Genomic DNA, 11,317 nt, shown 5'->3' with positions numbered 1-11,317 from the left:
TGCCTGCTCAAACGTTGAAGGCAGCGCCGATCAGCGTCTTGGTATAGGGCTGCTTCGGCGCCTCGAAGATCGCATCGGTCTCGCCTTCCTCGACAATCTTGCCGTTCTTCATGACGATCACATAGTCCGACATCGCCTTCACCACCGAAAGGTCGTGGCTGATGAAGATGTAGGAGAGCCCGTGTGAGCGCTGCAGGTCGCGCAACAGCTCGATCACCTGCCCCTGGACCGAACGGTCGAGCGCCGACGTCGGCTCATCGAGGATGACGACCTTGGGCTTCAGGATCATGGCACGAGCAATGGCGATGCGCTGGCGCTGGCCGCCCGAGAACTCGTGCGGGTAGCGGTTGCGGGAGGCGGGATCCAGGCCCACTTCCTTCAACGCTTCCGACGCCCGGCGGTCGCGGTCGGCGCGGGTGAGCTCGGGCTCGTGCACGTGCAGGCCTTCGGTGATGATTTCGCCGACGGTGCGCCGTGGCGAAAGCGAGCCGTAGGGATCCTGGAAGACGAGCTGCAGGGTGCGCCGCAGCGGCCGCATCTGCCCGCGGTCGAAGCCGGAGATATCCGTCGTGCCGAAGCGGTAGTGGCCGCTGCTCGGCAGGAGCCGAAGAAGCGCGCGGCCGAGCGTCGACTTGCCCGAACCGGACTCGCCGACGACACCGATCGTCTGCCCTTCCTTCAGGCGCAGATTGACGCTGTCGACCGCACGGAAGACGGACTTGCCGCCGCGGAAGAGGCCGCCACCGATTTGGTAGTCGACGCAGACGTCGCGACCTTCGAGAATGATCGGCGCACTGTCGGGCGGAGACGCCTTGCGGCCGCTCGGTTCGGCGGCAAGCAGCATCTTCGTATAGTCGGCCTGCGGCCGTTCGAAGATGTCGGCCGTCGTGCCCTTTTCAACCACTTCGCCGCGACGCATCACGGCGACACGGTCGGCGAAGTGTTTGACGATGCCGAGGTCGTGGGTGATCAGCACGATCGCCATGCCGAATCGCTTCTGCAGCGATTTCAGGAGATCGAGGATCTGTGCCTGGATCGTCACGTCGAGCGCCGTCGTCGGCTCGTCCGCAATCAGCAGATCCGGGTCGTTCGCAAGTGCCATCGCGATCATCACGCGCTGGCGCTGGCCGCCCGATAGCTCGTGCGGATAGCTGTCGATGCGGCGCGCCGGTTCCGGAATGCCGACGAGCTCCAGCAGTTCGAGCACGCGCGCCCGCGCCTGCTTGAACGTGCCGCCGCGGTGGTGAACGATCGGCTCGGCGATCTGGCGACCGACCGGATAGAGCGGATCGAGCGAGGTCATTGGCTCCTGGAAGATCATGGTGACCTTCGCGCCGCGGACCTGGTTCAAGGCCTTGGCCGGCAGTCCGACGAGTTCCTGCCCGCGGTAGGTTGCCGAGCCGGTCACGGTGCCGTTCTTGGCAAGCAGACCCATGATGCCCATCATCGTCTGACTCTTGCCGGAGCCGGACTCGCCGACGACCGCGAGCGTTTCGCCGGTGCGCACATCGAGGTCGATGCCCTTGACCGCTTCGACCGTGCCGTCAGGCGTCGAGAAGTTCACCTTGAGACCGCGAACGGCCAGGATGGTTTCCTTGGTATCTGCCATGTCAGCGATCCTTCGGGTCGAGCGCGTCGCGCAGGCCGTCGCCGACGAAGTTCAGCGAGAACAGCGTCAGGACGAAAAAGATGGCCGGGAAGATCAGAAGCCATGGCGCCGACTGGATGTTGTTTGCGCCTTCCGAGATCAGTGCCCCCCAGCTCGTCAGCGGCGCCTGAACGCCGAGGCCGAGGAAGGAGAGGAAGCTCTCGAGCAGGATCACCTTGGGCACGACGACTGTCACGAAAACGATGACCGGGCCAATCGTGTTGGGGATAATGTGCCGGCGGATGATCTGCCAATCTGTGAGGCCGAGCGCCTGAGCGGCGCCGACGAATTCTCGACGTTTCAACGCCAATGTCTGGCCGCGCACGATACGGGCCATGTCAAGCCATTCCACCGCCCCGATCACCAGGAAGATCAGGATGAACGAGCGGCCGAAGAACACGACGAGAACGACGACCAGAAACACGAAGGGCAGAGAATACATGATCTCAACCAGACGCATCATGACGTTGTCGACGCGACCGCCGATGTAGCCCGATGTCGCGCCGTAGACCACGCCGATCCCGAGAGACACGAGGCTCGCAAGCAGGCCGACGGCGATCGAGATCTGGCCGCCGAGCATGACGCGAACCAGGAGGTCGCGGCCGTTGGAATCCGTGCCGAAGGGGAAGTATTCCCGGTCGACCTGACCGGTCACCTTCAGCGTCTTCCCGTCGTTTTCCGTTGCCACCACCTGCGTGTCGCGGAATTCGTTGGCGCGGTCGAAGTAGCGCGTGGCGCGGGAATCGATCGGCTGTTCGGAGGTAATCGTCGCGGTGAAGGTTTCACCCTCGAGATTGAACTCCTTGAGCGTGACGCGTGCCCGTGTGGCGACGCCTTCCATCACGTCCTGAAGCGTCGACGTATCTGGACGCGGCTCCAGGCTCGGGCTGATCGAGACGTAGGACGGAAACACCTGATCGTAGGTGTGCGGGACGAAGAACGGGCCGAGGAACGAGAACAGCGCGATAAGCGCCAGCATGAAGCAGCCGGCCATGGCGGCGCGGTTGCGCTTGAAGCGCATGGCGGCGAGCTGGAAGAGGCTGCGCCCCTTTGTTTCCGGCGTCGCCGCCGGGGTCTGGGCGATATCAGTCATGGCGAACCCTCGGATCGAGCAGGCCGTAGAGAATGTCGACCAGGAGATTGAAAACGATGACGAAGATGGCAACGAGGATAACTGTGCCCATCACCAGCGTGTAGTCACGGTTGATGGCGCCAAGGACGAAGTAGCGACCGACGCCCGGGATGGTGAAGATCGTCTCAACGACGGCCGAGCCGGTCAGAAGGGCCGCAGCACAGGGCGCGAGATAGGACACGACCGGCAGCATCGCACCACGCATCGCATGGGTAACGACGACCGTTCGCGATGGCAGGCCATAGGCCTTGGCCGTTCGGATATGGTCGGTATGCAGCGCCTCGATCATCGAGCCGCGCGTGAGCCGCGCAAAAACTGCAAGCTGCGGCAATGCCAGCGCGATCATCGGCAGGATCAGGAAGCGCAGCGATCCATCCCCCCAACCACCGGCCGGCAGCCATGCGAGCACGATCGCAAAGACCAGTGTCAGCACCGGGCCGACGACGAAGTTGGGCACGGTGACCCCTATCGTCGAAAACGACATGATGGTGAAATCGAGGACGCTGTTTTGCCGAAGCGCGGCGATCGTTCCGGCGGTGACGCCGCCGATCAGCGCAATAAGCAACGCGTAGAAGCCGAGTTCCATCGAATAGGGCAGACCCTTGCCGATCAGTTCAGCGACGTTGTTGTCCTTGTAGACGTAGCTCGGGCCGAAGTCGCCGGTCACCGCATTGCTGAGATAGTGCGTGTATTGGCGCCAAAGAGGCTGGTCGAGCTGGTACGTCTTCATCAGGTTCGCCATCGTTTGTGGCGGAAGAGGACGCTCGAGGTTGAAGGGGCCACCAGGGGCGAACCGCATCAAGAAAAACGAAATGGTGACGACGATAAACAAGGTCGGCACCGCACTCGCCAATCGGCGAAGGATGAAGGAAATCATGGACGTGCTCCGGAGGCGACGCGCGACCTTATGACCGCGCGTCGTCTCTGTTCGTTATTCGGCGATGCTCAGGAACTTGCTGAGGTGCTCGTTCGGAGCATTGTCCGCCCAGCCCTTGACGCGGCTGGCAACCAACCACAGGTCGGCCTGGGTCAGAAGCGGAGCGATCGGCTGTTCCTTCATCAGCAGCGCTTCGGCTTCATGCATCAGCTTCGAGCGAGCGGCCGGATCTTGCTCGTCGTAGGACTTCTTCATCAGGCCGTCGAACTCGGCGTTTTCGAAATGGCCGTAGTTGAAGGTCTTGTTGGAGCCGACGCTGAGCGCCAGGAAGTTCTCGGCATCCGCGTAGTCAGCCTGCCAGCCGGCGCGGGCAACGTTGAACTTGCCGCCTTCCTGCAGGTAGGCGTAGTGCGAGGACACGTCGAGGTTCACCAGCGACACCTTGGCGCCGAAGGTGTTCTTCCACATGTCGGCGACAGCCGTTGCGACGCGCTCGTGGTTCGGGTTGGTGTTGTAGCGCAGCTCGATGTCGAGCGGCTTGCCACCTTCGCCGTAGCCGGCTTCCTTCATCAGGGCGATGGCCTTGTCTTCGCGGTCGAGCTGCGACAGCGTGCCGAACTCGGCCTTGGACGGCTCACCGTAGCTCTCGATGCCCGGAGGAACCATCGAATAGGCGGGGAGCTGCGAACCGGCGTAGATTTCCTTGGCGAGGAAGTCGCGGTCGACGGCCATGGAGAGAGCCTGGCGGACGCGAACGTCGCTATAGGGCTCCTGGCGGGTGTCGAAGGCGTAGTAATAGGTCGCAAGCGACGGCGAGACATGGACCTGCTCGCCATAGGACGTGCGCAGACGGTCGATCTGGTCAGCCGAGAAGTTGTAGACGAGGTCCATTTCCTTGGCTTCGAAACGACGAACCGAAGCAGCCTGGTCGTCGATCGGGTAGAAGATGACCTTGTCGAGCTTGACGTTGGCCGCATCCCAGTAGTTGGCGTTCTTGACGACGGTCAGGCTGTCGTTCGGAACGTGGGCCTGCAGCGTGAAGGCGCCGTTCGATACCATGACGCCCGGCTTGACGAAGTCTGCGCCGTTCTTTTCGACGCTGGCCTTGCTGACCGGAAGTGCCGTCTGGTGTGCGAGCAGCTCCAGGAAGAACGGGGTCGGACGCTCGAGCGTGATTTCGACGGTCTTTTCGTCGATCGCCTTGATGCCGAGCTGATCGGTCGGCAGGTCGCCCTTGTTGACCTTTTCGGCGTTCTTGATCGGGAAGAGAATGTTGGCGTAGCCGGCAGCCGTCTTCGGATCTTCGACGCGGCGGAAGGAGAAGACGAAGTCTTCAGCCGTTACCGGCGAACCGTCCGACCACTTTGCATCGGCGCGCAGCTTGAAGGTGTAGACCGTGCCATCGTCCGAAAGCTCCCACGTCTCAGCAACACCGGGGACGATCTTGGCAGAGGCGTCATAGATCGTCAGGCCTTCGTAGAGGTCCTTGAGGATGAACGCTTCAATGTTGATCGAGGTGTGGTGCTGGTCGAGCGTCTGCGGCTCACCTGCGTTGCCGCGATGCAGGACAGCTTCGGCAAGTGCCGGGCTTGCTCCGATGAGCAGCGAGCCAATCAGCGCGGCAGCGCGGAGGTTGAGTTTCAGTGATGCCATTTTGTTTCTCTCCTTCCCCTTGTTTTGGGTTTGTGATCGCAGGAGAGAAGTGCAAATCGTTCGCGAACGCAAGGCGGATTCTGCGGCTGTCTGCATCTTTATCTATAGGAGGGGAATCGACCTATCCCATAGGTTGTATTTTGTTTGCGATTCTTTTCGTCGCCTTTGCGACGGGCATATGACGTGAACAGGGCATTTTTGCGAAATCTACTGCAACGTTTTAGGTCCGCGCTTTTTGTCGGCCGGATTGGGCCTCGAATCATCCGCGATGCAAAGTTTGTGAATTTTAGCGGCAGTTTACGTAATCTGCGCAAAGAAAGAGGGGCGTTGCCGCAATCTTCTTGCGAGACGTTCACCTCCTGTCGACAGACTGTTTCCGAGAGGGCATCCACCACGATGGTGTAACAGACAAAATCAGCGCCCAATGGTTGTATCTACTGCCCTCGACTCCCCCTCCTCTCAGGCACCACCAGAAAGTGAAAACACTTCACACTGAAGGTGTTGCATCCAGTCCACAGTAAAATCGATTGAAGCGAGTTTCGACCTCTGGCAACCTGCCTTTTGCCCGGTTGTCAAACCACTTCGATGAACTATTGTGCGCCTGACTTCGGTGGGCGCGACCAATTCGCGCGCGCCGTCACGCCGCACGAAAAAGCCGGCCATCGACTTTGCCATCGATGCATTTCGTGCGGTTCAACGGCCGGATTGTTTTTGTGGTGCGCCGCATAGGTTGCACCGAGTATCCAAAGGGAGATAGCGAATGGCATTGATCACATTGCGGCAACTGCTCGACCATGCGGCGGAGAACGACTACGCGCTGCCGGCGTTCAATGTGAACAATCTGGAATACATTCAGGCCGTCATGCGCGCCGCCGATGCGACCGACAGTCCGGTCATCCTCCAGGCAAGCCGTGGCGCCCGCTCCTACGCCGGTGACGCGTTCCTGCGCCACCTCATCCTCGGCGCGGCGGAAGAATACCCGCATATCCCGGTCTGTTTGCACCTCGACCACGGCGACCAGCCGTCGACCTGCATTTCGGCCATCACCAACGGCTTCACCTCCGTCATGATGGACGGCTCACTGGAGAAGGACGGCAAGACCGTTGCCAGCTATGAATACAATGTCGCCGTCACCGCAGAAGTCGTGAAGATCGCACATGCGGCCGGCGTTTCGGTCGAAGGCGAACTCGGCTGCCTCGGCAACCTCGAAACTGGCGCCGGCGACAAGGAAGACGGCCACGGCTTCGAAGGCAAGCTGTCGCGTGAAGAACTGTTGACCGATCCGGAGCAGGCGCTCGACTTCGTCACCAAGACCGGCGTCGACGCACTGGCCGTCGCCATCGGCACTAGCCACGGCGCCTACAAGTTCACCCGCGAGCCCGATGGCGACATCCTGTCGATCGAAACGATCGCCAAGATCAATAAGAAGCTGCCGAACACCCACCTCGTCATGCACGGCTCGTCGTCGGTGCCGAAGGATCTGCAGGATCTCTTCAACACCTATGGCGGCAAGATGAAGCCGACCTGGGGCGTTCCGGTCTCGGAAATCCAGAAGGCGATCCCGCTCGGCGTTCGCAAGGTCAACATCGACACAGACCTGCGCCTCGCCATGACCGGCACGATCCGCAAGAACTTCGCCGAGAACCCGGAAAACTTCGACCCGCGCACCTACCTGAAGCCGGCAACCGCGCTGATGACCGAAGTCTGCAAGGAGCGCTTCGAAGCCTTCCGCACCGCTGGCAAGGCCTCGAAGATCCGCACGCTGCGCCTGCCGGAAATGGCAAAGCGCTACGCGGCCGGCTGATCCGACAATCCCTCCCCGCTCCGGGTCACCGGATCGGGGAGCAGACGGCTTGCCTGGGCTCACAACACCAATCGGCGCGCGGTTCTATTCGGACCGCGCGCCGATTGCGTTTCAATTGAGAAATACCGCGTGATCGGCCGACAATTAGAACGTCGGCGGCGTGTTGACCCAGAGCAGCACGGTTTCGCCGTCATGCCGGTTCGTCCAGGCGTGCCGCCTCTTGCTCTCGAAATAGAGCGAGTCGCCGACACCGAGGTCGTAGAACTGGTCGCTGTCGAGAATGAACTCGACACGGCCGGAGAGCACATAGACAAACTCCTCGCCCTCGTGCCCGTAGGCGCCTTCGCTGGACGCGCCCGGCTCCAGCACGAAGCGGTGGCAATCCATCTGGTTGCGGCCATCGGCAAGCAGTTGCACCGTGACGCCGGGGGTCGTGCGCGGCCATGTCCGCCATTCGCCGGCCCGAACGACGGCGCGCGTATCCGCCTCCTCTTCACCAGCAAGGCTGGAAACGGTGGTTCCGAAGAATTCCGCGATGTTGTGCAGCACAGCGACCGAGACGCCCTGCGACGTGCGCTCCAGCGTCGAGAGCACCGAGGCGGCGATGCCGATCTCGCCGGCGACCTGCTCCAGCGTCTTGCCGGCGGCGTGCCTGAGGCTGCGTAGCTTGCGCCCGATCTGGTTTTCAGGCCCGTCGCTCGTCGCCGATGGGGGCTGGTCATCCGCAGCCGCTTCGGCGTCCAGCGCCTCACGGATCGCAGCCGGATTGAGACCACGCTCGGCCCGGAACCAGGAGATGCGCTTCAACCGGGCAAGATCGTTCTCGGTATACTGCCTATGCCCCGTCGGCGAGCGCTCGGGCACGACGAGACCTTGCGTCTCCCATAGCCTCAGCGTCGAGGCGGAAACCCCCGCCAGTCGCGCCGCTTCAGCGACCTTGTAGCGCACTGCGCCCATTCCAATTTCCCTTTACCGCCCAGCGGCGCTGCCCGAATCCTTGCAATTCCGGCGTGTCCGCAACCTTAGCCGCCGCGATCGAGATCTGACAAGAACGGCGCATCAGCAACCGTGGTGTCTCGATCACCAAATTTGATTTGCAATCGACAGTGAAAGGTGTACCACTTCCACAATAAACTTGCAGAAAAAATGCAATATATTAACTCCAGACGACAGGAACGCGCCATGACCAGCCTCCCCGACCGCAAGAACGCCGCCATCTCGCGCGGCGTCGGCATGACCACCCAGATCTACGCCGACCGCGCGGAAAATTCGGAAATCTGGGACAAGGAAGGCAATCGCTACATCGACTTCGCCTCCGGCATCGCGGTCGTCAATACCGGCCATCGCCACCCGAAGGTGATCGAGGCGGTCAAGGCGCAGATCGATCGCTTCACCCACACCTGCCACCAGGTCGTTCCCTACGAATCCTACGTGCATCTCGCCGAGCGCCTCAATGCACTGACGCCCGGCGACTTCGCCAAGAAGACCATCTTCGTGACCACCGGCGCCGAAGCCGTCGAAAACGCCGTCAAGATCGCCCGCGCCTCGACAGGCCGTCAGGCGGTTATCGCCTTCAGTGGCGGCTTCCACGGCCGGACCTTCATGGGCATGGCGCTCACCGGCAAGGTCGTTCCCTATAAGGTCGGCTTCGGCGCGATGCCGGGCGACGTCTTCCACGCCCCCTTCCCGATCGAATTGCACGGCGTCACCACCGAACAGTCGCTCGCTGCGCTGAAGAAGCTCTTTGCCGCCGACGTCGATCCGGGTCGCGTCGCCGCGATCATTCTCGAGCCCGTGCAGGGCGAAGGCGGCTTCTATCCGGCGCCTGCCGCCTTCATGAAGGCGCTGCGCGAAATTTGCGACCAGCACGGCATTCTCTTGATCGCCGACGAAGTTCAGACCGGCTTTGCCCGTACCGGCAAGATGTTTGCCATGGACCACCATGATGTCGCGCCCGATCTCATCACCATGGCGAAAAGCCTCGCCGGCGGCTTCCCGCTTGCCGCCGTCACCGGCCGCGCCGAAGTCATGGATGCTCCAGCGCCGGGCGGCCTTGGCGGCACCTATGGCGGCAACCCACTCGGCATCGCCGCAGCGCACGCCGTCCTTGACGTTATCGCTGAGGAGAAGCTCTGCGAGCGCGCCGAGCAGCTTGGCGGCCGGCTGAAGCAGCGGCTTGCCGCAATCCGCGAGCAGGCGCCCGAAATCGCCGACATCCGCGGCCCCGGCTTCATGAACGCCGTCGAGTTCAACGACGTGAAGACCAACCTGCCGAGCGCTGACTTTGCCAACAAGGTGCGCCTGATCGCTCTGGAAAAGGGCCTGATCCTGCTTACCTGCGGTGTGCACGGCAACGTCATCCGCTTCCTGGCGCCGATCACCATCCAGGACGAAGTCTTCGCCGAAGCGCTCGACATTCTCGAAGCGTCGATCCTCGCAGCGCGTGCTTGATCCTCGACCGGGCGACCAGCAACGCGGGTTGCCCGGTGCATAATTCCTCAATTCAGGATCGACTTGAGGGCAAAATTATGCAGCAATTCAAAGTGCTATGGCGGCCTTAGCGCATCCTGAGGGATTCGCTGCGCTGTAGGTGCTGCGCGCCAATTCAGACGCGCAATTCTCGGGTGCCGGGATTGATCGGCACCCGCAAGAACAAGCAAAAGCGGGCCTGCCGTCTCGCGGCAGGCCATCGCCGGAGGATGCCCGCCATGACCTTGACCCCCGCCTTGACCAAGCACTTGCGCGACGCCGACCTGTTCGCTTCGCTTCACTCCATCCCCGCGGCCGGCAAGAATTGGGCTGGCGCAACCTTCGACGTCTTCAATCCATCGACCGGCGAAAAGCTGGCGACGCTGCCGGATATGGGCATCGACGAAGCCCATGCGGCAATCGAAGCTGCGGCCAAGGCGCAAGTTCTCTGGGCGGCAAAGCCTGCCAAAGACCGCAGTGCCGTGCTTCGCCGCTGGTACGACCTGATCGTCGCGCATGCCGACGACCTTGCAGCCATCCTGACGGCCGAGATGGGGAAACCCATCGGCGAATCGAAGGGTGAAGTGCTGCATGCCGCGGCCTATGTCGAGTGGTATGCGGAAGAGGCGAAACGCATCTATGGCGAAACCTTCCCCGCCCCGGCCAACGACCGCCGCATGCTTGTGATCAAGCAGCCCGTCGGCGTCGTCGGCACGATCACGCCATGGAATTTCCCGGCCTCGATGGTCGCCCGCAAGATCTCGCCGGCGCTAGCCGCCGGCTGCACCATCGTGCTGAAACCCGCCGAACAGACACCGCTCGTTGCCGGCGCGATGTTCTTGCTCGCCGAAAAGGCAGGCTTCCCGACCGGTGTCCTCAACCTGCTCTATGCCGCAGAAGGCGCTGCAATCGGCCGCGAACTTTGCAGCAACCCGAAGGTGCGCAAGATCAGCTTCACCGGTTCGACCGAGGTCGGGCGGCTGTTGATGCGACAATGCTCCGACCAGATCAAGAAGGTCAGCCTGGAGCTTGGCGGCAACGCCCCCTTCATCGTCTTTGACGACGCCGACATCGACGAGGCGGTCGATGGCGCCATCCAGGCGAAGTTCCGCAATGCCGGCCAGACCTGCGTCTCGGCCAACCGCATCTATGTGCAAGCGGGCGTGCATGACGCCTTTGCCGAAAAGTTCGTCAGGCGCGTCGCCGAGCTGACTGTCGGCGACGGTTTCACGCCTGATATCACCATCGGCCCGATGATCGACAAACACGCGATCGAAAAGATCGAGGCCCATGTCGCCGACGCCGTTTCGAAGGGTGCCAAGGTGCGCGCCGGCGGCCACAGGATCGGCACGTCCGGCACCTTCTTCGAGCCGACGGTGCTAACAGGCATTTCGACAGACATGCGCGTCGCCCAGGAAGAGACCTTCGGTCCGATCGCCCCGATCATCCGCTTCGAGACCGCCGAGCAGGTGATCGCCGAAGCCAACGACACGATCTACGGTCTTGCCGCCTATTTCTACGCCGAAAATCTGAAGCGCGTCTGGCATGTGGCCGAGGCGCTCGAATACGGGATGGTCGGCATCAACACCGGCCGCATGTCCTCCGAAGCCGCGCCCTTCGGCGGCATCAAGCAATCGGGCATCGGCCGCGAAGGCTCCCGCCACGGGCTCGAAGACTATCTCGAGATGAAGTATCTCTGCATGGGCAATATCTGACCCATGCGGAGACCCGGCG

The 11,317-nt window shown here is 62.1% G+C and carries 8 protein-coding genes; 3 read left to right on the top strand and 5 right to left on the bottom strand.

Features of this window, described 5'->3' with window-relative positions; translation table 11 throughout:
• Positions 1–7: 7 nt before the first annotated feature.
• From IB262_RS22755 to IB262_RS22740, 4 genes are read right to left on the bottom strand one after another with little or no spacing between them, the layout of a single operon-like run.
• Positions 8–1,609 carry an ABC transporter ATP-binding protein gene (locus IB262_RS22755; RefSeq protein ID WP_060530325.1) on the bottom strand — a complete coding sequence of 534 codons (1,602 nt, stop codon included), beginning with the start codon at positions 1,607–1,609 and terminating at the stop codon, positions 8–10.
• Position 1,610: 1 nt separating this feature from the next.
• The gene (locus IB262_RS22750; protein ID WP_034799617.1) at positions 1,611–2,741 is read right to left on the bottom strand and encodes an ABC transporter permease subunit; all 1,131 of its coding nucleotides are present in this window, start codon (positions 2,739–2,741) and stop codon (positions 1,611–1,613) included.
• The gene (gene oppB, locus IB262_RS22745; protein WP_034799616.1) at positions 2,734–3,657 is read right to left on the bottom strand and encodes an oligopeptide ABC transporter permease OppB; all 924 of its coding nucleotides are present in this window, start codon (positions 3,655–3,657) and stop codon (positions 2,734–2,736) included. Before oppB ends, IB262_RS22750 begins: the two co-directional genes overlap by 8 nt.
• 54 nt (positions 3,658–3,711) lie before the next feature.
• On the bottom strand, positions 3,712–5,310 hold the full coding sequence (locus IB262_RS22740) for a peptide ABC transporter substrate-binding protein (RefSeq protein ID WP_034799615.1): 1,599 nt from the start codon (positions 5,308–5,310) through the stop codon (positions 3,712–3,714).
• Between the two features lie 760 nt (positions 5,311–6,070).
• Here IB262_RS22740 and fba point away from each other — a divergent pair.
• Entirely contained in the window at positions 6,071–7,114 is a 1,044-nt protein-coding gene (gene fba / locus IB262_RS22735; protein ID WP_034799614.1) for a class II fructose-bisphosphate aldolase, read from the top strand.
• Between the two features lie 144 nt (positions 7,115–7,258).
• Here the strand turns inward: fba and IB262_RS22730 are convergent, their stop codons facing one another.
• Positions 7,259–8,071 carry a MerR family transcriptional regulator gene (locus IB262_RS22730; RefSeq protein ID WP_034799613.1) on the bottom strand — a complete coding sequence of 271 codons (813 nt, stop codon included), beginning with the start codon at positions 8,069–8,071 and terminating at the stop codon, positions 7,259–7,261.
• 225 nt (positions 8,072–8,296) lie between these two features.
• Here IB262_RS22730 and IB262_RS22725 point away from each other — a divergent pair, with 225 nt between their 5' ends.
• Both IB262_RS22725 and IB262_RS22720 read left to right on the top strand, forming a co-directional pair.
• Positions 8,297–9,565 (top strand): 4-aminobutyrate--2-oxoglutarate transaminase, encoded by a 1,269-nt coding sequence (locus tag IB262_RS22725; RefSeq protein ID WP_034799611.1) that lies wholly within the window; start codon positions 8,297–8,299, stop codon positions 9,563–9,565.
• 257 nt (positions 9,566–9,822) lie between these two features.
• Positions 9,823–11,298 carry an NAD-dependent succinate-semialdehyde dehydrogenase gene (locus IB262_RS22720; RefSeq protein WP_192493801.1) on the top strand — a complete coding sequence of 492 codons (1,476 nt, stop codon included), beginning with the start codon at positions 9,823–9,825 and terminating at the stop codon, positions 11,296–11,298.
• Positions 11,299–11,317 lie beyond the last annotated feature (19 nt).

This window comes from Ensifer sp. ENS02, assembly GCF_014851885.1.
In the GTDB taxonomy this organism is placed as follows: Bacteria; Pseudomonadota; Alphaproteobacteria; order Rhizobiales; family Rhizobiaceae; genus Ensifer; species Ensifer adhaerens.
The sequence above is the reverse complement of the archived record's forward strand: the minus strand, read 5'-3'. Positions and strand labels throughout refer to the sequence as shown.

Coding starts and splice junctions, on each gene's coding strand:
- IB262_RS22725 (WP_034799611.1), top strand. CDS start 8,297: ATGACCAGCCTCCCCGACCGCAAGAACGCCGCCATCTCGCGCGGCGTC.
- IB262_RS22720 (WP_192493801.1), top strand. CDS start 9,823: ATGACCTTGACCCCCGCCTTGACCAAGCACTTGCGCGACGCCGACCTG.
- IB262_RS22755 (WP_060530325.1), bottom strand. CDS start 1,609: ATGGCAGATACCAAGGAAACCATCCTGGCCGTTCGCGGTCTCAAGGTG.
- IB262_RS22730 (WP_034799613.1), bottom strand. CDS start 8,071: ATGGGCGCAGTGCGCTACAAGGTCGCTGAAGCGGCGCGACTGGCGGGG.
- fba (WP_034799614.1), top strand. CDS start 6,071: ATGGCATTGATCACATTGCGGCAACTGCTCGACCATGCGGCGGAGAAC.
- oppB (WP_034799616.1), bottom strand. CDS start 3,657: ATGATTTCCTTCATCCTTCGCCGATTGGCGAGTGCGGTGCCGACCTTG.
- IB262_RS22750 (WP_034799617.1), bottom strand. CDS start 2,741: ATGACTGATATCGCCCAGACCCCGGCGGCGACGCCGGAAACAAAGGGG.
- IB262_RS22740 (WP_034799615.1), bottom strand. CDS start 5,310: ATGGCATCACTGAAACTCAACCTCCGCGCTGCCGCGCTGATTGGCTCG.